This is a genomic window from Parapedobacter sp. SGR-10 (genome assembly GCF_011030405.1).
Classification (GTDB): Bacteria; Bacteroidota; Bacteroidia; order Sphingobacteriales; family Sphingobacteriaceae; genus Sphingobacterium.
Window position 1 is genome coordinate 63,919 of sequence record NZ_JAAJTJ010000017.1, and the last position, 23,607, is coordinate 87,525.

Annotated in this window: 20 protein-coding genes; 15 read left to right on the forward strand and 5 right to left on the reverse strand. The window is 43.0% G+C overall.

Going from position 1 to position 23,607, the window contains the following annotated elements; genetic code table 11:
• Positions 1-91: 91 nt before the first annotated feature.
• From serC to G5B00_RS12575, 9 genes are all read left to right on the forward strand, one after another.
• The gene (gene serC, locus G5B00_RS12535) at positions 92-1,159 is read left to right on the forward strand and encodes a 3-phosphoserine/phosphohydroxythreonine transaminase (RefSeq protein ID WP_163875773.1); all 1,068 of its coding nucleotides are present in this window, start codon (positions 92-94) and stop codon (positions 1,157-1,159) included.
• 151 nt (positions 1,160-1,310) lie between these two features.
• Complete coding sequence (locus tag G5B00_RS12540) at positions 1,311-2,258, forward strand: D-2-hydroxyacid dehydrogenase (RefSeq protein ID WP_163875777.1); 948 nt, start codon at positions 1,311-1,313, stop codon at positions 2,256-2,258.
• Between the two features lie 185 nt (positions 2,259-2,443).
• Positions 2,444-3,757, forward strand: coding sequence for an aspartate kinase (locus G5B00_RS12545; RefSeq protein ID WP_163875779.1), 1,314 nt, complete (start codon positions 2,444-2,446; stop codon positions 3,755-3,757).
• Between the two features lie 6 nt (positions 3,758-3,763).
• A complete protein-coding gene (lysA, locus tag G5B00_RS12550) occupies positions 3,764-4,924 on the forward strand; it encodes a diaminopimelate decarboxylase (protein WP_163875781.1) in 1,161 nt (386 codons plus the stop codon).
• A 133-nt stretch (positions 4,925-5,057) separates the two neighbouring features.
• Positions 5,058-6,140 carry an agmatinase family protein gene (locus G5B00_RS12555; protein ID WP_163875784.1) on the forward strand — a complete coding sequence of 361 codons (1,083 nt, stop codon included), beginning with the start codon at positions 5,058-5,060 and terminating at the stop codon, positions 6,138-6,140.
• Positions 6,141-6,485: 345 nt separating this feature from the next.
• Positions 6,486-8,327: an ABC transporter ATP-binding protein gene (locus tag G5B00_RS12560; RefSeq protein ID WP_163875788.1), complete on the forward strand. Its 1,842-nt coding sequence runs from the start codon at positions 6,486-6,488 to the stop codon at positions 8,325-8,327.
• Between the two features lie 78 nt (positions 8,328-8,405).
• Positions 8,406-9,599: an aminofutalosine synthase MqnE gene (gene mqnE, locus G5B00_RS12565; protein WP_163875791.1), complete on the forward strand. Its 1,194-nt coding sequence runs from the start codon at positions 8,406-8,408 to the stop codon at positions 9,597-9,599.
• Between the two features lie 389 nt (positions 9,600-9,988).
• Complete coding sequence (locus tag G5B00_RS12570) at positions 9,989-10,606, forward strand: histidine phosphatase family protein (RefSeq protein ID WP_163875794.1); 618 nt, start codon at positions 9,989-9,991, stop codon at positions 10,604-10,606.
• Positions 10,606-11,325, forward strand: coding sequence for a menaquinone biosynthetic enzyme MqnA/MqnD family protein (locus G5B00_RS12575; protein ID WP_163875797.1), 720 nt, complete (start codon positions 10,606-10,608; stop codon positions 11,323-11,325). Before G5B00_RS12570 ends, G5B00_RS12575 begins: the two co-directional genes overlap by 1 nt.
• A gap of 11 nt (positions 11,326-11,336) precedes the next feature.
• Here the strand turns inward: G5B00_RS12575 and G5B00_RS12580 are convergent, their stop codons facing one another.
• Positions 11,337-11,594 carry an EamA family transporter gene (locus G5B00_RS12580; protein ID WP_240894481.1) on the reverse strand — a complete coding sequence of 86 codons (258 nt, stop codon included), beginning with the start codon at positions 11,592-11,594 and terminating at the stop codon, positions 11,337-11,339.
• An 82-nt stretch (positions 11,595-11,676) separates the two neighbouring features.
• Between G5B00_RS12580 and G5B00_RS12585 the strand changes: the two genes are divergently transcribed.
• Entirely contained in the window at positions 11,677-13,383 is a 1,707-nt protein-coding gene (locus G5B00_RS12585) for a GMC oxidoreductase (protein WP_163875800.1), read from the forward strand.
• A gap of 243 nt (positions 13,384-13,626) precedes the next feature.
• Here the strand turns inward: G5B00_RS12585 and G5B00_RS12590 are convergent, their stop codons facing one another.
• Positions 13,627-14,487: an RNA polymerase sigma factor RpoD/SigA gene (locus G5B00_RS12590; protein ID WP_163875803.1), complete on the reverse strand. Its 861-nt coding sequence runs from the start codon at positions 14,485-14,487 to the stop codon at positions 13,627-13,629.
• A 268-nt stretch (positions 14,488-14,755) separates the two neighbouring features.
• Between G5B00_RS12590 and G5B00_RS12595 the strand changes: the two genes are divergently transcribed.
• Complete coding sequence (locus tag G5B00_RS12595) at positions 14,756-14,959, forward strand: helix-turn-helix domain-containing protein (RefSeq protein ID WP_163875806.1); 204 nt, start codon at positions 14,756-14,758, stop codon at positions 14,957-14,959.
• Between the two features lie 7 nt (positions 14,960-14,966).
• Here the strand turns inward: G5B00_RS12595 and fmt are convergent, their stop codons facing one another.
• Positions 14,967-15,884 (reverse strand): methionyl-tRNA formyltransferase, encoded by a 918-nt coding sequence (fmt, locus tag G5B00_RS12600; RefSeq protein WP_163875809.1) that lies wholly within the window; start codon positions 15,882-15,884, stop codon positions 14,967-14,969.
• A gap of 67 nt (positions 15,885-15,951) precedes the next feature.
• Here fmt and G5B00_RS12605 point away from each other — a divergent pair, with 67 nt between their 5' ends.
• The 3 genes from G5B00_RS12605 (at position 15,952) to icd (ending at position 20,664) form a co-directional block, all read left to right on the forward strand.
• Entirely contained in the window at positions 15,952-17,169 is a 1,218-nt protein-coding gene (locus G5B00_RS12605) for an ABC transporter permease (protein ID WP_163875812.1), read from the forward strand.
• 91 nt (positions 17,170-17,260) lie between these two features.
• Positions 17,261-19,390 carry a cation:proton antiporter gene (locus G5B00_RS12610; RefSeq protein WP_163875815.1) on the forward strand — a complete coding sequence of 710 codons (2,130 nt, stop codon included), beginning with the start codon at positions 17,261-17,263 and terminating at the stop codon, positions 19,388-19,390.
• A gap of 8 nt (positions 19,391-19,398) precedes the next feature.
• On the forward strand, positions 19,399-20,664 hold the full coding sequence (gene icd / locus G5B00_RS12615; protein WP_163875818.1) for an NADP-dependent isocitrate dehydrogenase: 1,266 nt from the start codon (positions 19,399-19,401) through the stop codon (positions 20,662-20,664).
• Positions 20,665-20,692: 28 nt separating this feature from the next.
• Here the strand turns inward: icd and G5B00_RS12620 are convergent, their stop codons facing one another.
• Positions 20,693-21,796: a serine hydrolase domain-containing protein gene (locus G5B00_RS12620; protein ID WP_163875820.1), complete on the reverse strand. Its 1,104-nt coding sequence runs from the start codon at positions 21,794-21,796 to the stop codon at positions 20,693-20,695.
• Positions 21,797-21,827: 31 nt separating this feature from the next.
• Complete coding sequence (locus tag G5B00_RS12625) at positions 21,828-22,190, reverse strand: DUF4180 domain-containing protein (RefSeq protein WP_163875823.1); 363 nt, start codon at positions 22,188-22,190, stop codon at positions 21,828-21,830.
• Positions 22,191-22,360: 170 nt separating this feature from the next.
• Between G5B00_RS12625 and G5B00_RS12630 the strand changes: the two genes are divergently transcribed.
• Positions 22,361-23,596 carry an ATP-binding protein gene (locus tag G5B00_RS12630; RefSeq protein ID WP_163875826.1) on the forward strand — a complete coding sequence of 412 codons (1,236 nt, stop codon included), beginning with the start codon at positions 22,361-22,363 and terminating at the stop codon, positions 23,594-23,596.
• Positions 23,597-23,607: the final 11 nt, after the last annotated feature.

The following is a 23,607-nucleotide window of genomic DNA, read 5'->3' on the forward strand; positions in this document are numbered from 1 at the left end:
TAATATCGAGCAATATTGGTTAATAAATAGACAAGAAATATTTATACCTTTGCGTGCATAAAATATTTCACTTAATAAACACAAACATATTATGAAACACAATTTTGGTGCAGGGCCATGTATTTTACCGCAGGAAGTATTCCAGGAGGCATCTCAGGCTGTGTTAAATTTCAATAATACAGGGTTGTCCATATTGGAAATTTCGCACCGTTCAAAAGAATTTGAGGAGGTTGTCGTTGAAACGGAAAGACTGGTAAGGGAATTGCTGAATGTGCCACAAAACTATTCGATATTATTTCTGCAGGGAGGTGCAAGCCAACAGTTTGCGATGGTTCCGCTGAACTTACTGCCGGAAGGAGGCAAAGCGGCCTATCTGGATACGGGCGTATGGGCGACCAAGGCGGCCAAAGAAGCCAAGAAAATAGGACAGGTAGAAATTGTAGCATCTTCCTCGGACAAGAACTATAATTATGTCCCGAAAAACTTTGATATCCCGTCGGATGCAGCGTATTTCCACTATACCTCCAACAATACCATCTATGGTACAGAAGTTTTTGACAAGCCAAAGGCCAATATCCCCACAGTAGTGGATATGTCTTCGGATATCTTGAGCCGTGAAATCAATGTCGGTGAATTTGACCTTATCTATGCAGGAGCGCAAAAAAATATGGGGCCTGCCGGTGTGACATTGGTCATCATCAAGGATGAAATTCTGGGCAAGAGTGGACGTGTGATCCCGACTATATTTGATTATGAACCGCATATCAAGGCCGGTTCGATGTACAATACACCTCCGGTATTCTCTATTTACGTGTCTATGCTCAACCTAAGGTGGCTAAAAGCCAAAGGCGGTGTAGCTGTCATGGAACAAGAGAATATTATCAAAGCACGTACGCTGTACGATGAGATCGATCGCAATCCATTCTTCAAGGGTACGGCAGCTGTAGAGGATCGTTCGCGTATGAATGTAACCTTTGTCATGGACAGCCCGGAACTGGAAGCTGAATTCTTGGCTTTGGCCAAGGAGCGCAACCTGATCGGTATCAAGGGACACCGTTCTGTAGGTGGGTTTAGGGCTTCTATCTATAACGCGTTGACATTGACTTCGATCAATGCCTTGATCGATGCGATGAGAGAATTTGAGGAGAAGCATAAGTAGGGGCAAAAGATTTTTTGCCCGTACATCACCGCTGGCGCACGAATCCTTTCGTGTGCCTAAAGATTTATGAGCACACGAAAGGATTCGTGCGCTAACATTGAGGAAGTAAAAGTTTTTTTGACTTTTTAATTTTGACTTTTTAATTTTTAAAATGAAAATTTTAGCAAATGATGGGATTGATCCTATCGGAAAAAAAATATTGGAAGAAGCGGGTTTTGAGGTAGATACCAATCATATACCTCAGGATGAATTACCGAACAGATTGAATGATTACGATGCTATCACGGTAAGAAGCGCGACCAAAGTAAGGCAGGCGCTTATCGATGCTTGCCCGAATATCAAAGTGATCGGCCGTGGTGGTGTGGGTATGGACAATATCGATGTAGAATACGCCAGGTCCAAAGGTATTGCGGTAGTCAATACGCCTGCTGCGTCTTCACACTCTGTAGGCGAGTTGGTATTTGGACATTTGTTGGGTGGAGTACGTTTCTTGTACGATGCCAACCGCAAGATGCCCATTGAGGGAGATACCAACTTTGGCGGCTTGAAGAAAGCGTATGCAGCAGGAGTAGAATTGAAAGGTAAGACCATTGGTATCGTCGGTTTCGGTCGTATCGGACGTGAAACAGCTAAGATAGCCTTGGGATTGGGGATGGACGTAGTTTACTACGACCTGTTTGACGGGCCTAAGTCCTTAGCTCTGGAGCTGTCGGGTGGAATATCTGTGGATGTACCTGTAAAGCAAGTGGAAAAGGATGAATTGTTGCGTATATCGGATTTTATTTCCTTGCATGTACCGTTTTTGGACAAACCATTCATAGGCAAGGAGGAATTTGCCCTTCTTAAAGATGGTGTTGCTCTTGTCAACGCTTCACGTGGTGGTGTGATCGATGAAGAAGAACTGTTGAAAGCATTGGATACGGGCAAGGTCTCTTTTGCAGGGTTGGACGTCTTCGACAATGAGCCGACACCTCGCAGGGATTTGTTGGCCCATCCGAAACTTTCGTTGACTCCGCATATAGGCGCAGCGACCAACGAAGCACAGGAAAGAATAGGAGAGGAACTGGCTTCTTTGTTGATTGAAAATCTAAAGAAGTAATTTTCCGCATAGCATAACACTATGCGGAGTTGATAAACCTATAAGGTCTCGAAAACCTTATAGGTTTTTTAATATATGCTGTGGGCAAAAGATTTTTTGCCCCTACTTTTTACTTTTTACGTTACATTCGGTATATTCGACGACTAAAAACAATTTAGCTTATTATACATTATTTAATATAATATATGAAAATTCTAAAATTCGGTGGAACTTCTGTAGGAAGTGCGGAACGTATCAAAGGGTTGCTAAGCATCGTAGACCCTTCTGAACGGCAAATCGTGGTTTTGTCTGCCGTGTCGGGCACGACGAATGCGTTGGTTGAAATTGGGCAGGCGTTTTTGGACAGCAAACGCGATGAAGCCAAGACATTGATTAAAGGCCTCAAAGATAAATATGAAGATCTGATCAAGGAACTTTTTACCACCGAAGGAGGACTGAACAAGGGTAGAGAGCTTATCGATTATCATTTTAATCATATCGAATCGTTGGGCAATGATCTCTTCACACCTATCGAAGAAAAAATTATCCTGGCACAAGGGGAGCTGCTGTCCACAACGCTCTGGCACTTCCATTTGGAGGAGATTGGTGTGCCTTCAGTATTGTTGCCGGCTTTGGACTTCATGAAAATTGACGAGGACAATGAACCTATTGTCGATTACATTACAGAAAAACTTACGCCGCTCTTGTCGGCCCACCCGGACAATAAGCTGTTTATCACCCAAGGCTATATCTGCCGTAATTCTTTTGGAGAAATCGACAATTTAAGAAGGGGTGGATCAGACTATACGGCCTCATTGATCGGTGCGGCTTTACGTGCCGAAGAAGTGCAGATATGGACAGACATCGACGGTATGCACAACAATGATCCTCGTGTGGTGACCGGAACCAAGCCGATAGCCAACCTTAGCTTTGATGAGGCGGCCGAATTGGCTTATTTTGGAGCTAAGATCCTGCATCCGCAGAGTGTTTTCCCGGCCCAACGATACAATGTGCCTGTGCGCTTATTGAATACGATGGATCCTGCCGCTCATGGTACATTGATCTCCAAAAATGGTGGCGAAAAGGGAACTATCCGTGCCATCGCAGCCAAGGATGGCATTACGGCTATACATATACATTCTACCCGGATGCTGTTGGCCTACGGTTTCTTGCGCAAAGTATTCGAGATATTCGAGCGATACAAAACACCGATCGATATGATTACGACATCGGAAGTTGCTGTCTCCCTGACGATAGACGATACCAGCAACCTGCTCGAAATCATCAAGGAAGTCGAATTGTTTGGCAAAGTAGGGGTGGACGAAGGGCAGACTATCATCTGTGTGGTCGGTGATTTTAGGGCCAATACGCATGGATATGCAGCTCGGGTATTGGATGCTGTGAAACACTTGCCTGTACGCATGATCTCTTACGGTGGATCGGACTATAATGTTTCTATATTGTTGGATTCTAAACACAAAACCGAGGCTTTGCGGTCGTTGCACAATAGATTATTTTAAGTGAGCATGTTCAATAACAAGACTATGCTGGACAGGTTTTCAGCATTAGAAACACCATTTTACTTCTACGATCTCGATCTGCTCGAACAAACATTGGATGCTGCAAAGAAAGCGGCAGACAAAAGGGGATTTCATATACATTACGCATTAAAGGCCAATTTCAATGAACACATTCTGGCTCTTATACAGTCTAAAGGCTTTGGGGCAGATTGTGTAAGTGGTAATGAGGTGCAAAAATCCATTGATATGGGGTTTGATGCAAGTAAGATCACATTTGCCGGAGTAGGGAAGTCGGACAAGGAAATCATAGCGGCTTTACAGCATCATATATTTGCATTCAATGTGGAGTCCATTCAGGAAATGGAAGTCATCAATGACCTGGCACAGAGGTTGGGGGTGACGGCCAACGTTTCTTTGCGGATCAATCCCAATATTGATGCCCATACCCACCATTATATCACCACAGGATTGGATGAGAATAAATTTGGTGTACCCAATTCGGAATTGGAAAAAGCAGCATCGGTCCTGCGCGGATGCGAGGCTGTCAATCTGGTAGGGCTGCATTTTCATGTGGGATCACAGATACTGGATATGAATGTGTTCAAAAGTTTGTGCGTCAAAGTCAATGAATGGAAAAATTGGTTTGAAGAACGGGGTACCTATATCAAGGTGCTCAATGTAGGTGGCGGACTAGGTGTGGACTATAAAGCGCCGGATGAAAATCCCATTCCCGATTTTGAAGCTTATTTTGACGTGTTTGACAAATTTTTGGAGCGAAATTCAAAGCAGGAGGTGCATTTTGAGTTGGGAAGGGCCTTGGTGGCACAGTGCGGTAGCTTGGTCAGCAAAGTGCTCTATACGAAAAGCGGTATAAAAAAGCACTTTTTGATCGTGGATGCCGGTATGACCGAGCTTATGCGTCCGGCATTGTATCAGGCTTACCATAAGATCGAACGGATCGGCGAAGATAAAGGGGAAGAGGTGTTGAATTATGATGTCGTGGGGCCGATTTGTGAGAGTTCGGACTGTTTTGGCAAGGAAGTTGAGCTACCTCGTTGCCAGCGTGGCGATCTGATCGCCATTCGCACAGCTGGAGCTTATGGTGAGGTCATGGCCTCACGTTACAATCTCCGTGAGGAGATACGGTATGTATATTCGGAAGTTTAACGCTGGCGCACGAATCCTTTCGTGTGCCATAGATAACAAGCACACGAAGGGATTCGTGCGCTAGCAAGGGATGCCATAGATAACAAGCGAGAGACCTAACGCTAGCAAGAGTCGCTACACAACAGATAAAACTATGTCAACAAAACAAGAAAAGATACAGAATTTTGATCCTTCACAACCGGGATTGGCAGAAGCCAGTATTTTCGGGTTACCTTTTACAGCGGATGAAAGTGACATCGTGATCGTGGCTGTTCCCTGGGAAGTGACAGTGAGTTATGGAGCCGGAGCTTCCGACGGACCTAAAGCCATTCTGGATGCTTCCTATCAAGTGGATCTGTTGCACCAGGACTTTCCTGATCTGTGGAAACTGGGTATATACCTGGATGAAGGACCATCGCATTGGAAAGCAAATAGTGATCTTTATAAGGAAAAAGCGGCGCCGCTGATCGAAGCTTTGGAAAATGGAGAGCGTATAGCGGATGATCGGGAACTGCAAGCAGATCTGGACGCCATCAATGCAGCTTCGGCCCAATTGAAGCGTGAAGTGAAGGAGCGCGTGCTGTCATGGCAACAGAAAGGAAAGAAAGTGATCTTATTGGGCGGAGATCATTCGACGCCATTAGGCTATTATGAGGCTTTGGGTACAGCTTATGCCAATTTTGGTATCTTACATTTCGATGCGCACATGGACTTGCGTGAGGCGTACGAAGGATTTACGTATTCACACGCTTCCATTATGTACAATGCGACCCGTCTTCCACAGGTCAGCAAATTGGTGCAGGTAGGTATTCGGGACTTTTGCGAGCAGGAACTGAAGGAGGTACAATCATCGGAGGACATCAAGGTCTTTACGGATGCTGATTTGAAAAAGGGACAGTTTGAGGGCAAAACGTGGCAAGAGCAGGTCGATAGGATCATTGGTGTATTGCCGCAATATGTGGCCGTAAGCTTTGATATCGATGTTTTGCAGCAATGGTATTGTCCGAATACGGGTACACCTGTGCCGGGGGGCTTATCTTATGAGCAAGCGGTCTACGCTTTGAACAGATTGGCTGCATCTGAAAAGAAAATAATTGGAATAGATCTGGTGGAAGTCGCACCCGGTGAGGATGAGTGGGATGGAAATGTAGGGGCCCGGTTGTTGTTTCACTTATGCGGTGTATTAGCCAAGAATAATGGTTTGGCTGTAGGGGATAGGGTAGTGTTGGGAGATTGATACCTGCTCGGAAAGATAAATTAAGAGGGCTGTCTTTAGGAAAAGGCAGCCTTTTGATTTTCTTGGAAAAATCATAATTTGAATAAAATTGCGTTATATTATAAGGTGCGTAATTTAAGAGTGCGTAAACCAAAGAAGCCGATTGTTGCATCCAATTATCGCTGTATCGTAAAAAATACAACAAATTGATGAATATAAATGCGGTGGGTACTTTTTTTGTATACATTTCCTCTGAGAGTAAATCTTTAAGAGGCAGAGGAGAGATCGATAAATACCTTTTATATGCAACATTCATAAATTGCATATGAAAAGGAATTTATCTAAGTTTGTAGCTTAGTTTAATAGATGAAGACATATTTTAGATTATTGTCCTTTGCCAAGCCTATTGAAAAATATGCTATACCATACGTTATCTTTACGGTCATCACCGTGGTATTTGGTACGTTAAATTTAGCTTTATTGGCACCACTGCTGCAAGTGCTGTTCAAGGGGTCGGGAACGGATATTGATGGAAGCGATATTGTTATTACCAAGCCCGAAAGTGCATTCGACCTGCCGGAATGGTTTACTTACTATGCGGATAGGATGTACACGCAATTCGGTGCTTACGATGCATTGAAGTATGTTTGCATAGGTATCATTATTTCTGTCTTTATCAGTAATCTGTTCAGGTACTTCTCCCAGCGTGTGATGGAGAATTTTAGGATCAACACCTTGTTAAATTTGAGACGTGTTGTATTCGATAGTGTGATGGATAAGCATTTGGGTTTTTTCTCCAACCAACGTAAAGGAGATATCATGTCCAAAGTATCCTCCGATGTACAAGTTGTACAGTATTCAGTGACAGGGACTTTGCAGGTTATATTTAAAGAACCGCTACAGCTTATTGCCTACGTTTTTATGCTTTTTGCTATTTCGGCCAAATTGACCCTGTTTTCATTGATGGTCATTCCTATTTCCGCATTTATCATTTCACGTATTGTCAAGACATTGAAAGCGCAAGCCATTGAAGGACAGAAATCATACAGTAATATGATCTCCTATTTGGATGAGGCGCTATCCGGGGTTCGTATTATCAAGGCTTTCAACGCATCGGATTTTGTCAAGCACCGTTTTCACAACGAGAACAGCTACTATGCCAAGATCATGCGTCGAATGGTACGTCGCCAGCAGTTGGGATCTCCGGTGTCGGAATTGTTGGGGGTAGTGATGGTGGCCATTATCCTGTTGTATGGTGGGCATCTGGTGCTGACGGGGCAGGGTGAATTGAAGGCTTCGGAGTTTATTGCCTATATTGCCCTGTTTTCACAAGTCATGCGTCCGGCCAAAGCGTTGACCGATTCGTTTGCCAATATACATCACGGTATCGCTGCCGGTGAACGTGTACTCCAACTGATCGATGAAAAAAATGAAGTTGTAGACAAAGAAAATGCCATTGCTGTCACTTCTTTTGAAAGTGCGATAGAGTTTGATCAGGTACATTTTGCGTATGATGATACCAAAGAAGTATTGTCCGATATCAATATAGAAGTCAAAAAGGGACAGACCGTCGCGTTGGTAGGACCATCGGGTGGAGGAAAGTCTACGTTAGTCGACTTGATACCACGTTTTATGGACGTTACCCAAGGAGCAGTTTATTTTGATGGTAAGGATCTACGCGACTTGAAACAAGACTCGTTGCGCAACCTGATCGGGGTAGTCAACCAGGAGTCAATTTTGTTCAATGATACCGTATTCAATAATATTGCATTTGCCAATCAATCTGCTACGATAGAAGAAGTGGTCGCAGCCGCCAAGATTGCGAATGCACATGAGTTTATTGAGAAATTGAGTAGTGGCTACGATACCAATATAGGTGACCGGGGAACAAAACTTTCGGGTGGACAGAAGCAACGTTTATGCATAGCGCGTGCTGTATTAAAGAATCCACCTATCATGCTATTGGATGAGGCTACATCGGCACTGGATACAGAGTCGGAAAGACTGGTGCAGGATTCCTTGTACAAATTGATGGAAAACAGGACGACGGTCGTTATTGCCCACCGATTGAGCACTATTCAAAATGCTGATAAGATCATTGTGATCGATGGGGGTAGGGTTGTAGAACAGGGGACGCACTTGGAGTTGATCAGTCGCCATGGACTGTACAAGAGGCTGATCGACATGCAGCAATTTGTAGATGCGTAGTAGAGACACAATGCATGGTGTCTCTACAATGATATTACCATTGTTTTTTGATACCTTTGTATAGGAAGAAGAGCGCTTATGAATGCAGAGCAAAAATTAGGTTTTTTAATAAACAATAGAAATTTAGATACGGATCTAAAACGCATAGCCGAAAAAGTAAGAGAAAGTGAACGGATTACTTTTGATGAAGGCGTACTTCTTTATGAAAAAGGAGATTTAAACTATTTAGGTGTACTCGCCAATTATATCCGTGAAAAGAGACATGGGGACAAGACCTATTTCAACCGCAATTTTCATATAGAACCTACCAATGTCTGTGTCTACGATTGCAAATTCTGTTCGTATTCACGAATGATCAAGCAACGTGAGGAAGGTTGGGAAATGGATGTGGAGGGGATGATGGATATCGTACGTAGGTATGACGACGAGCCTGTGACCGAAGTCCACATCACGGGTGGTGTCGTACCTAAGCAAAATCTGGAATTTTATGCGGAGTTTTTCAAAAAATGTAAGGCACATCGTCCGGAGCTACATATCAAGGGGCTCACACCTGTAGAGTACTATTATATTTTCAAAAAAGCGAAGTTAAGCCATTACGAAGGGTTGAGATATCTTCAGGCATGTGGGTTGGACTCCATGCCGGGAGGAGGGGCTGAGATATTCCATTCCGACGTCCGGGAGAAAATCGCCCATGATAAATGTACGGCCGAACAATGGTTGGATATCCACGAGCAGGCGCATAAATTGGGTATGCATACGAATGCTACTATGCTTTATGGACATATCGAAGAGTTTTGGCATCGTATAGACCATATGGATAGATTGCGTCAATTGCAGGATCGTACTGGAGGTTTTCAAACGTTTATCCCTTTGAAATTCAGGAATAAAGACAATCAAATGTCGGATGTGCCCGAAGTATCCGTTGTGGAAGACCTGCGTAACTATGCTGTGGCACGTATCTATCTGGATAATTTCGACCATGTCAAAGCTTATTGGGCGATGATTTCACGTGATACAGCTCAATTGTCGTTGGCATACGGTGTGGATGATATTGATGGTACACTGGATGACACGACCAAAATTTATAGTATGGCAGGTGCGGAAGAGCAAAATCCGGCAATGAGCACCAAAGAATTGGTGGAATTGATTCGGAATGTGGGCCGTCATCCTATCGAACGGGATACACTGTACAACGTCGTCACAGACTACAAGGATGTAGTATTTGAAGAGGATAAACCTGCTAAGTATTATGCGCTTCCGGTTGTGAATTGACGGGAGTGTCCGAAAAGTAGCGGTTGCCGTTGTTTATGTCATTCCTAGGTACGAAGAATCTATTTTTTTAATGCGTTCAAAATGGTTTTAGATTCTTACTTTGTCAGAATGACAAATCTTTCGGGTTCTCCCTTTTAAAATGTGAAGCACTTAAAAAAACAGTTTAGTAACCAACTCGTCATTTCGACGAAGAATGAGGAGAACCGAGCAATGCGAGCTCATCGCAGATAAATCTATGGTTGAACAGGGTTAATCTCCTACTTGGCCATAGATTTTACTTCGTAGAGCTCACTTCGTTCGGTTCTCTTCGTCGTACCTCCTCATCGAAAGGACGGCAAAGTTTGGTTAAAGAAATGTATAATTACCAAAAACAGATATCATATTAAGATTTGAAGAAGACTTTTTATTTCATCAGACACGGACAGACAGACCTTAATCTCAAAGGGATCGTACAAGGAAGGGGTGTCAATACCCCCCTCAACACAAACGGTTTGAAACAGGCAAAAGCCTTTTTTGAGCACTACAAAAATATTCCTTTTGATAAAATATATACATCGACCTTACTGCGTACCCATCAAACGGTAGCACCCTTTGTACAATTGGGGATTCCCTATGAAGAATTGGAAGGGTTAGACGAGATCAGTTGGGGCATTTATGAGGGAAAAGAACAAAACGAATCTATCATGAAGGGCTTCGAGACCGTGATCGGTCGCTGGCGAAACAATGATTTGGATCATTGCATAGAGAATGGTGAGTCCCCCAACGAATTGGTCGCTCGTCAAAAAGAGGCGATAACACATATGCTCCAACAGAAAGATGAGGAGACCGTATTGGTTTGTATGCACGGCAGAGCACTACGTATATTACTTTGTCATTTGACCGATATCCCGGTGTGCCAAATGGACGATTTTCCCCATACCAATACTGCCCTATATGTCCTGGAATATGACTATAACGAGTTTTCCATCATAGATTATTACAATACGGCACACTTAGCGTCTCTGTAATGAATAAAATTAAGATTTCCGCAGTAAGTTACACCAACACACTGCCATTTATCCAAGGTATAAAATCTTCACCTGTCATGCAGCAGATTGACCTGCAGGTAGACTATCCCGCAGAATGTGCACGTAAAGTAATAAAGAACGAAGTAGATCTCGGTATTATTCCCATTGCAGCTCTGCTCGATATTCCGAATGCACAGATCATCAGCAACTACTGTATAGGAGCGGAGGGAAAAGTCGATTCCGTATTTATATTTTCGGATAAACCTATAGAGAACGTTAGTACCATTAAACTGGATAAGCAATCGAGGACGTCCAATGGATTGGCGAGGATATTGCTCCGGTATTATTGGAATCATGAGGTTCAGCTCGTGGATGATGGAGAGTCCGATGCTTATGTGCTGATCGGTGACCGCACTTTTGGGAAAAAGGATACGGTACCGTATGCCTATGATTTAGGTTATTATTGGAAACAATTCACGGGTCTTCCATTTGCTTTTGCAGTTTGGGTAGCCAATAAAGAGTTGCCACAAGATTTTGTGGAAGAGTTTGACCGTGCATTGGCCCATGGTGTAGCGCATGCTACAGATGTGATAGAAGGCTTGCCGCTTTACGAAAACTTCGATTATTTGACCTATTTGACAGAAAGCCTGGACTTTCACCTTACGGACAAAAAAAGAGAGGCTATCGCCAGGTATCTGGAGTTGTACCGGACTTTATAGGCTCAATTTTCTCACTTTGCAAATTTCTTTGTACCTGCTACACACAGGATCACTCCAAGTGTAACGGCTAACATACCTATACTTACATTTTCATGAAGCAACCAAGCCGCCAATGCCAAACCAAAAAAAGGTTGTAGTAATTGCAACTGTCCTACGGTGGCTGTTCCACCCTGTGCCAGACCTTTGTACCAAAAGACAAAACCAATAAACATACTGAACAGTGACACGTAAACCAAACTTATCCAAGCCTCTGTAAAGTTGGTTATCAAAGTATATAATTACTTTTCTTTTTTCCGTAACATTTGTGTAATGTACTTGACCGATTAAGTCAATATACGTACTTTGGACCCTATGAATCTAAACCAGGATTTTGATGTTATCGTTGTAGGCTCGGGGCTGAGTGGCAGCTGGGCGGCAAAAGAGTTTTGTGAGAAAGGTTTCAAGACCTTGGTTATCGAGCGTGGGCGGATGGTCAAACACATCAAAGACTACCCTACGGCGAATATGGATCCCTGGGAATTTGAACATCGTATTCACAAGACCAGAGCTGATGTAGAGTTAAATCCGGGTATAGGTGAGCATTACGCTTTCAATGAATCCACATCGCATTTTTATATGCATACTGGCGAACAGGACTATATACAGGAGAAACCGTTTCAGTGGATACGAGGGTACCAGGTAGGAGGCAAGTCCCTATTGTGGGCCAGACAGACGCAGCGGTGGAGTGATTATGAGTTTACCAGTCCTCAACGTTTCGATTACGGTATAGACTGGCCCATACGTTACAAAGATATTGCATCTTGGTATTCACACGTTGAAAAATTTATCGGTATATCGGGAACAAAGGACGGTATAGACAATATGCCGGATAGCGAAGTGGTCGGCGCATTCGAGATGAATGCCGTGGAGAAACATATCGCGTCAGCTATTCATCAACATTACCCGGATCGAAAGGCTATTATAGGCCGATGTGCCAATTTGGCTGGAATAAAAGAAGAACAGATCAAGCAGGGCCGGACACAGTGTATGGCTCGCTCTATGTGCGAGCGTGGTTGTCCTTTTGGCGGATATTTCAGTGCAAACTCCTCTACGTTGCCCTATGCCGAAAAGACCGGTAACCTTACCATAGTGACAGATGCTGTCGTAGAGAAGGTATTGTACGACGAAAAACTGCAAAAGGCTACGGGAGTCAGTGTGATAGATACGAAGGATCGTTCGAAGAAAGTGTATACTGCTAAGGTTATCTTTCTGAATGCTGCAACATTGAACTCCAACCTGATCTTGTTGAATTCCCGTTCATCCTATTTTCCTCAAGGTTTGGGCAATAAAAATGGATTATTGGGCAAGTATATTACTTTTCACAATTATAGAGGAACTATTGGCGCTACGATGCCGGGTTTCGAAGACAAATATTACTATGGTCGTAGGCCCACGCAGGTCTTTATGCCGGCGTTTAGGAATATACATTCGGAAGCTGCTGACTTCAAAGGCAGTTATTTGATAGCTTTTTCTGCGCAAAGGGAAACCTGGAAGAGGGAGTTGGATAATATGGGCCTGGGAGCTGCTTTTAAAGATGCGCTGTCGGAAGTGGGCGGATGGAAAGTGTCGATGATGATGCAGGGAGAAGTTTTGCCGCGGGAAGAAAACCATGTGCGACTGAGTGATAGTCAAGTCGACAAATATGGTATCCCCCAATTGATTACTTCGGTTGACTATGATGACAATGACATTGCCATGATGGAAGATTTTTTCAAAGAAGGTACTGCGATGCTACGAAAGGCTGGATGTGAAAATATTTATACTGTAGACCGTCACGAGAGTTTTGGAAGACAGCCCGGACTGGAAGTACACGATATGGGCGGTGTGCGGATGGGACATGATCCACAGACTTCCTTATTGAATGCCCATAACCAAATGCATCATTGTAAAAATGTGTTTGTGACCGACGGAGCTTGTATGATCAGTACCGGAAACCAAAATCCGTCCTTGACCTTTATGGCCTTGACGGCGAGAGCTGCCGATTATGCGGCAACCTTGATGAAGACAGGAGAACTCTAGAGAAGGTGAAACGAGATGTCCGAAGTTTCTAAAACTAAAAGAGAATGTCTGTACCCTCTTTTTGTCATTCCGACAGCCTGTCCCGAAAGCATTCGGGAATAGGAGGAATCTAAAAATTGTGCTATTAATCAAATGTTAGTGCACTTCGTGGTTCGTGCGCCAGCGTCTGGATAGGGATAGCCATGATATAAAAACAAAAAAGCACAAGGGTCACTTGTGCTTTTATCATGTGTTGGCTATCGTTTAGCCTAAATAAGATTTTAAAATTTTGCTTCGAGAAGTGTGACGTAGTCGTTGCAAGGCCTTATCCTTGATCTGACGTACACGCTCTCTCGTAAGGCTGAATTTCTCACCAATCTCTTCAAGTGATAGCGGATGGTTGGAACCAATACCGAAGAATAAGACAATGATTTCCCGTTCTCTTTCTGTCAATGTAGACAACGAACGTTTGATTTCTTCGGACAGTGACTCATCGATCAATGAACTGTCGGTGTCTGGATCGGCATTTTCCAATACGTCCAAGAGCGTGTTTTCCTCACCTTGTACGAAAGGGGCATCCATAGACACGTGACGGCCCGAATTGCTCAATGTGTCCGAGACTTTGTCTACAGTTGTTTCGAGAATGTCTGCCAGTTCTTCGGGAGACGGTTCACGCTCATATTCCTGCTCTAATTTTGAAAAAGCTTTGCTGATCTTGCTTAATGAACCTACTTGATTTAAAGGTAAACGTACGATACGTGATTGTTCAGCGATAGCTTGCAAAATAGATTGACGGATCCACCACACCGCATAGGAAATGAACTTAAACCCTTTTGTTTCGTCGAAACGCTTTGCTGCTTTGATAAGTCCTAAGTTACCTTCATTGATCAAGTCACCCAAAGTAAGACCTTGATTCTGGTATTGTTTTGCTACGGAAACAACGAAACGTAAATTGGTTTTTGTCAACTTCTCCAATGCCACTTGATCTCCTTCGCGAATACGTTGTGCCAGGACTACCTCTTCTTCAGCTGTAATCAAGTCCACTTTTCCGATTTCATGCAAATACTTGTCTAAGGATTGAGATTCACGATTAGTGATCGATTGTGTAATTTTGAGCTGTCTCATTAATTTATTTTAACTTCTTCTTAAAATGAACGCAAAAATACTAAAAATAGTATAATCTTATTGTAAAAAATATGTGAATTATTCCCTCATTATTAGCATGTTAGCCATGCGAATAAAATCAATGATTTACCTCAAAAATCGTTCCACTTTGCGCTTTTGGCAGCTTTTTAGTAAATATTTAACTTTTTTATGAGTTTTGACTTTTAGAAAAGTTAGTTAAAACTATTTCTTAGGCGATTTGTTTTTCATTAGTAAAATCTAAATAGTCATGAAGATAATTATACGATTAGACGAAATGATGGCCAAGAGAAATGTTTCTCTTAATGAATTGAGCCGACGTGTAGGCATTACGCTGTCCAATCTTTCCATTCTGAAGAACCAGAAGGCAAAAGCCATACGCATGAGTACATTGGCGGCTATATGTGAAGCATTGGATTGTCAGCCAGGAGATATTATCGTTTACGGGGAATAGCGCTTTGCTATTCGAAGCGATACCCTCTTAAAAACTCATCGATATCCATCTTTTTTTTGCCCTCAATCTGCACCCTCCTCAGATGGATATAGCCATCTTTTGCCGTAAATTTTAAATAGGTTTTTTCGTCCGTCTGATAGGTGCCTGGTTTCAAATCATGGTTAATAATCTCTTTTTCTGTTTCAAAGATTTTTAATACTTTCCCTTCCAACAAGGTAAAGGCTGTAGGGTAGGGACTGAGTCCCCTTATTTTGTCATAGATGGTTGCCGTACTATTGTTCCAGTCTATCTCGCAGTCTTCCTTAAAGATTTTCGGGGCATGCTTCAGTTGTGCTGTCGATATGTCAGCCTGGGAAATGGGGATCAACGTATTTTTCTTCAGACCTTCGATGGTTTTGAGCAATGTGCGGGCTCCGGCGGCCCTCAATTTGTCATGCAATATGCCCGCTGTATCCGTACTTCCGATATCCACCTTTTCGGTAAGCAATATATTCCCGGTATCGATCTCGTGTTGCAACAGAAAGGTAGTTACGCCGGTTTCTGTCTCGCCATTGATGATAGCATGGTTGATAGGGGCCGCACCTCTGTACTGTGGAAGCAGGGAGGCATGCACATTGATGGTGCCTAAGGGGGGCATGTTCCAGACGACTTCGGGCAGCATGCGGAAAGCTACGACCACTTGCAAATCGGCTTTATAGGATTGCAATTCTTCCAAAAATACCGGGTCTTTGAGTTTCTCGGGCTGAAGGACAGGGATATGCTCACTTAACGCATATTGCTTGACGGCGGACTGCTGGATCTTTTGACCTCTGCCGGCAGGCTTGTCAGGTGCAGTGATGACAGCTACTACGTTTTCTCCAGATTCTACTAAGGATTTGAGGGATTCGACCGCAAATTCTGGTGTCCCCATGAATATTATTCGCATTTCTATAACCTCGATAACTTTCTTGTTTTATTTATTAACTTTGCGAAGTTACAAATTTAATTTAAGCTTGAATTTTCCATTATTTTTAGCGAAGCGAATTGTATTCCGGGGTCAACGTACCTTTTCGAAATTGATTATACGGGTCACTATTGGCGCTTTGGCTTTGGCAATACTGGCCATTACGTTGTCCGTAGCTATTTTGCGGGGATTCAAGGATGAGGTCACGGCCAAGCAGCGCGGTTTTTTCAGTGACATCATGATCGTCAAGCAAGATATCAATTCAGCTTCAGAGTATATGCCTATTGCCCTTTCGACTGGGGATATAGAGGCTATCCGAAACTTGCCCAATGTGCTTTCTGTCTCCCCCTTTGCGACCAAGATTGGCATTATGAACGTCAATGGAGAGGTGGAAGGGGTGGTGCTCAAAGGTATTGAGAAAAACTATCAGCAAAAATATTTGGAACATATATTGGTAAGGGGTGATACGTTGGATTTCAGTTCCGGAGCCAATGACCAAATATTGATATCGGAATATTTGGCGGATCGTTTGGAACTGGATGTGGACAGTAGTTTTATCATGAATTTTGTCCAGGAAAACAGAAATCGAAAACGCAAACTCCGTGTAAAGGGTGTCTTTCGAACCAATTCGGCAGAATTGGACAATTCTTATGTCATCGGTGCTTTGGATCTGATCCGTCGGTTGGACAACTTGGGCAAGGAAGATGCCGGGGCCTACGAGATACGTATCGCTGATTTTGCCGCATTGGAACAAACTACCCAATTAGTCAATGAGGAATTGCCGATAGATATGAAGGCAACCAACGTCGTCGAACATTTGCCCGATATCTTCAATTGGTTGGATATGCTGGATATGAATGATGATATTATCTTTGTGCTGATGGTAATTGTCGCGGTCATAAACATGATCTCAGCGCTATTGATTACTATTTTGGAACGTACGTCGATGATTGGGATACTGAAATCGTTAGGGATGAAAAATAGGGCGATACGGCGGATATTTCTGTATAATTCATGTTATCTGATCGGATCTGGTTTGTTGATTGGCAATATCATCACGTGGTTGTTGTATGCTTTTCAGACGAAGCTCCACTTTTTCAAACTAGATCCTTCCATTTACTATATTGATTATGTGCCGATGACGATAGGGTGGCAAGAGGCCGCACTATTGAACTTAGCATTGGTCACTATCGCCTTGTTGGTGCTGTTTGTCCCTTCGATGTTGATATCGCGTATTTCTCCCATAAAGACGATACAGTTTAAATAATGGAAAAAGACTTCCGAAGTCTTTTTCCATTATTTAAACTATTTTTTGTATATTTCCTACATTCTGTTTTTTTGAGTGTTTAAAGATTTTTATGAATAATAAGGTAATTGACCATTTAATAGAGGCGTTTCACGCACCACTGACCAATCCGGTTCTGATATTCACATTAATTTTATTCATTATCCTTTTATCGCCTATATTGCTTCGACCGATCAAGGTTCCGGGCATCATTGGGTTGATCATATCCGGTGTCATTATTGGCCCTTATGGGCTCAATTGGCTGGAGAAGAATTCTGCGGTCAACCTGTTTTCTACGATTGGGCTGCTTTATATCATGTTTATAGCTGGGCTTGAACTGGATATGAACGAATTCAAAAAAACGAAGAATAAAAGTATAGCTTTTGGCTTTTTTACTTTCATCATTCCTATTGCGATTGGTTTTCCGGTATGTCATTATCTGCTGGGCTATGATTTCTTGCCCAGCTTGTTGATTGCCAGTATGTTTGCTACACATACTTTGGTTTCTTACCCGATTGTAAGTCGATATGGGATTTCGAAGAATGAAGCGGTGGCTATTACGATCGGGGGAACGATTTTGACAGATACGGCCGTGCTGATTATCTTAGCAGTCATCACAGGAGCTTCGCAGGGAAATATCAATCAAGAGTTTTGGGTGACGCTGGGTGTATCGTTTGCCGTATTCCTGTTTATTATGTTCGGGATCATTCCAAAGTTGGCAAAATGGTTTTTTGAACGTGTCGCCAGTGAAAAGACAGGACATTATATCTTCGTGTTGACTGTGGTCTTTTTTGCAGCTTTTTTAGCAGAGATAGCAGGCTTAGAACCCATTATCGGAGCCTTTGTCGCTGGGTTAGCTTTGAACAAGTTGATTCCGCACTCTTCAGCATTGATGAATAGGATAGAGTTTATCGGCAATGCGATTTTCATACCGTTCTTTTTGATATCTGTTGGGATGATTGTGGATGTAAGTGTACTGACTAAGGGGCCTATGGCACTGATTGTCGCGGCAACCTTGACGATAGTGGCGGTATCGGGTAAGTTTTTTGCAGCCACGATTACACAGCTTGTATTTCGATATACCAAAAGTCAGCGCAATCTTATATTTGGCCTTAGTAATGCCCACGCTGCTGCTACGCTCGCTGTGATTATGGTGGGGTATCAAAATAACATCATTGATGAAAATGTACTGAATGGTACTATTGTATTGATCTTGGTCACCTGTATCGTGGCTTCCATCATCACGGAAAATGCGTCCAAAAAAGTCATTTTGGAAGGGCATCAAGACCATACTCATGTGGAGCACGTCGATGAAGGTGAAGAAAAGATCCTTATACCTATTGCCAATCTGGAAACGATGGAACCTATATTGGATTTTGCAGCTCTGGTAAAGTCTAAGCGGTCACATTATCCGATCAGTATGCTCAGTGTCGTCCCGGACGATGCACAGGCTGAGAAAAATCTGATCACCGCCCGTCGTAACCTGGATAGTATGGCCAAGTATGCTTCGGGTTCGGAGACCGAGGTGGAAATGTTGACTACGGTCGACTTCAATATTCCGAGTGGTATCAGTCACATGGCCAAGCAGACTTTTGCGGACTGTATTGTTATGGGATGGCCCAGTGCTACTAATTTTCTGGACAAGATCGTCGGTGAAAAGGCCGAAAGTATATTGAATAAGACAGATGCGAACCTGTTTATGTGTCGTCTGGATAAACCTTTTTCCTCCCATAAGTCGATTACTATTTTTGTGCCGCCTTTGGCCGAGTCGGAACTAGGGTTTCAGTATTGGATGGAGAAAATGCTGAAATTGGCTCAGGAATTGTCTTTGCCTGTCCTGTTTGTGTGCAACAAGCGAACCCAAAAGGCCTTAGAGGGTATGATCGCGCACTTGAAATCCAGTGTGCCCGCAAATTTCGGAAATCAGGAAGATTGGGACAATATAGCTGGTCTGGCGACGTTCAATGAAAGGGATTCACTGCTTGTATTTGTCTCTTCACGCTACGGGGATATTTCATATCGGGATTCGCTGGATGGCCTGGGCAAGAAGGTGGGAAGTTTTTACCAACATCAGAATCTTATCCTGATCTTTCCAAGCCGTCGTGAAGATCAACATATTGATGAGTACGAAGATGTGAAGACTGCGCCGATCTTCCGTAAGATCAGTCGTGAAATCGGTAATATGTTCAATAAAGAAAAATAAACAGCGATATGAGTGCTAAAATTACTATGGGGGAGAATGGCGTGCTACAGGTGCCGAGTGAACCCGTTATACCCTTTATCATTGGTGACGGTATAGGCCCTGATCTTTGGCGGGCTTCTGTTCGTGTTTTTGATGCAGCTGTGGCTAAGTGTTATGATGGAAAGCGCAAGATTATATGGAAAGAGGTTCTGGCAGGAGAAAAGGCCTTCAATGAGACAGGAAATTGGCTTCCCGAAGAAACCTTGTCTGTCTTTAGAGAGTATCTAGTCGGTATCAAAGGTCCTTTGACCACACCGATTGGGGGAGGTATCCGCTCGCTCAATGTCGCGTTGCGCAAAGAGTTGGATCTGTATGTATGCCTTCGGCCGACAAAATGGTACGAAGGTGTACCATCACCTGTCAAGCGGCCAGAGCAGGTGGATATGGTGGTATTTCGCGAGAATACCGAAGATATCTATGCCGGGATAGAATTTGCAGAAGGTACACCCGAAGTTAGGGCTTTAGCGCGTTTTCTGAATGAGGACTTGCACGTGGATTATGACTTTTCGTCGTCAACAGGAATGGGTATCAAGATTGCTTCCGAAGAGGGATGCAAGCGGTTGATCCGATCTGCTATCGAACACGCTATACAACATCAGCGTCCTTCGGTGACGATTGTCCATAAAGGAAATATTATGAAATTCACCGAAGGGGCTTTCAAGCAATGGGGCTTTGAGGTGGCGGAGCAGGAGTTTGGCGATTATACGTACACATGGGGACAGTGGGAGCGCACGAAAGAAAGCAAAGGGCAGGAGGCTGCCAACCAAGAACAAAAAGAAGCTGAACAGGCCGGAAAAATCATTGTCAAAGATATTATCGCGGATAATTTTCTGCAACAAATCCTGCTTGATCCTAAGAGCTATTCGGTCATCGCTACGATGAATCTTAATGGAGACTATATATCGGATGCATTAGCGGCTATGGTAGGAGGAATTGGTATAGCTCCCGGAGCAAATATCAACTATAAGACGGGCCATGCGATCTTCGAAGCTACACACGGTACGGCGCCCCGTTTTGCCAATACAGATACGATGAACCCATCTTCTATACTCTTGAGCGGAGTCATGATGTTGGAATATATGGGCTGGCAGGAGGCCGCAGATGCCATTGTGTCGGCACTCTCGGCGACAATCAAGGATAAAACGGTGACGGTAGATTTCTATAACCTTATGGAGGATGCTACGCTGTTGAAGACCAGTGAGTTTGCTGATAGGATTATTGAAAAAATATTGTAGGGGCAAATGATTATTTGCCCCTACGGTATTAATACAGATTAGCCAGGTTCTTAAATAATCCTGACCAATTGGTTTTTCCTTCTTTTTTGCCCAAACGAACGATAATCAGATTTTTGTCTGGATTGACATAAATGTATTGGCCAAGGTGTCCGCGTGCCATGAAATCTCCATTTTTGCTTGCCAGCCACCACTGATATTGGTAATACCATGCACTGCTATCCAATGTGTCGATTTGAGTGGATTGTTCTACCCAGTGTTTGGATACGATCTGCCGACCGTTCCAATCTCCTTTGTTGAGATATAGCCTACCAATTTTAGCAAAATCCCTTGCCCGCGCATTGATACAGCAGAATGTCTTTTCGAGGCCGTCTTTCTTTTTATCGAGGCTCCAGCTTGTCGGGTATTCCATGCCTAAGGGTTGCCAAAGTTTTTCTTCCATATACTGACTGATAGACTTTGTTTTCAAGGCCCGCTCCAATACCCATCCGAGCACTTGTGTATTACCGCTGGAGTACTGGAAGCGTGTACCGGGCTCAGTTTCTGCTCTCATTTTTTTGACGGCTTTTCGGAGATCGGTACCGTAATAAAATGTGGCGGCATCGCCAAAGGGATTGTAATAGCTTTCGTTGAATTTGATGCCCGAGGTCATTTGCAGCAAGTGCTTGATCTTGATGTTTTCAAAGCCATTTTTCTTCAGTTCGGGAAGGTAGTTGGTGCTAGGCTCTTCGATGGATTGGATGAGATTGTCGTCCAATGCGCAACCTATCAGGATAGAGGTAATGGATTTTGCCATCGAAAAGGAGGCTACGATAGAGCTTTCATCGTATTTGTTAAAGTATTTTTCATACTTGATGGTGTCGTTGTGTATGACCAGGAAAGCTACGGTTTCATTGTCTTCAAGGTATTGGTCGAATGGTATTTCCGTATCGTCTATCTTAAAACTGCCAAACGTGCTTTGTCGATTTGCGGGGGTAAACAAAAAGGGAGAGGAACTGTTGCTTATTTTTCGCTCAGGGAATATTTTATAGTCTGTGATATCGGAAAAATTATATACGACAAAGCGTGTCAGCTTGCAGGAATGGAGCGCATACGCGGAAAGTAAAACGAGGGAGAAAAGGGCTATTTTTTTCATGTTCAAGGATGATTTAAAGGTCACATATGAGTTAATTGCTCTCAAAGATTCCCAGGGCTTCTTCCCGGTTTGCTACAAAGTTAATCCGCTTATGTTTGTTGCTTTCATAGATGAAATCATGAAGGCTTTTGCTATTGTATGTGCTGAAATCACCTACAATAATCAATTTTGCCCGATAGGTAGAGAATTTCTGTAAAATATCTCCGGCCAGTTTTGTGCTGAGATCAAAGAAAGTAGGCGTAATGTTCTTTTCGTATAATAGCAATATGTCAGCGTTTTGGTATACACAATTAGCCATAATGTCCAACGCTTCTTCTACATTGTTGATAATGATGTCATCCGATATAATTTCGGCGATATTGCCTTGCGAGGTTGGAATAAATGTAATTGTCATGTCTAAAGATAATAAATATATCCGGGTAAGAGCTTTTTAGCCTTCGCCAATCTCTTTCTTTTCTTATTTTTTTACAAATTTACCCACTGAATATTACAAATTTACCCACTGAATATTACAAATTTACCCACAAAAATTTGTTATCTTATTGATATTGTGTACATTTGTTTATGTATGATCGTTTTTCAGATTGGTCTATTTCGGAAGCTTTGGTGGATACTCCTGCGATACTGATAACAGGTGCGAGACAGACAGGCAAGAGTACACTTTGCAGGCAACTTATTGAAACAGGCGTTTTCAAAGGACGGTCGATCACAATGGATGATCCGGCAACATTGGCCGCTGCTCTGGCAGATCCATTGGGTTTTCTGGAAAGTCTGGACAAACATGTAATTATTGATGAGGTACAGAGAGCTCCGGAACTGTTTTTAAGCATTAAAAAATTAATCGATGAAGACAGAAAGGGAAGACGGATTATCCTAACAGGATCTGCCGATGTGATGACCTTGCCTAAGGTAGCGGATTCTCTGGCCGGACGTATAGAAATCCATCGTCTTTGGCCTTTATCCCAAAATGAGATTAGGAGACAATCGCCCCGTTTTCTCAAAACATTGATCTCTGAGGACAACCGTTTTCCTAATATAAAGACAGATTGGAAGGATATGGTACAGATGATAAAAACAGGCGGATATCCGGAAGCTGTACAAAGAGTTACAGACCGCAGGCGGAACAAGTGGTTTGAATCCTATATCACGGCCATATTACAAAAGGACATCCGGGAACTTGCCAATATCGAAGGTCTGATGCAACTTCCGAATGTTCTGCAATTAATAGCCACACGGGTAGGAAGTACGATCAACCTTTCAGATATTGCCCGTCTCTCCGGTATCAAAAATACAACATTGCAGCGATATATTGCACTTTTAGAGCAGGTTTTTCTGATACTTAAAATACCGGCGTGGACACCTAATGCCGAAGGGCAATTTGTGAAATCTCCGAAGATATTTTTGAATGATACAGGCCTTCTTTGCCATTTAAGAGATGAAAGTGATGGCTTGCTTGAAAACAGGACAACCGCGGGTGGTTTTTTAGAAAATTTTGCCGTGATGGAAATCATCAAACAATTAGGCTGGACTGACAATATGTTGAAGCCATATCATTTCAGTATCCACAAAGGGGCTGAGGTAGATATCGTATTAGAAGACAGAAAAAAACAGCTTTATGGTATTGAGGTCAAATCGACCACTTCAATTCAGGAAAATGATTTTAAGGGGCTGAAAAAATTATCAGAACTGGCGGGTAGACGCTTCAAAAAAGGAATAGTGCTTTATACCGGAGAACACACTCTCGGAGGGTTTGGTGGAAAAAACCTCTATGCAGTACCTATAGCCGCACTATGGTCATAGTAAAAGTTAAG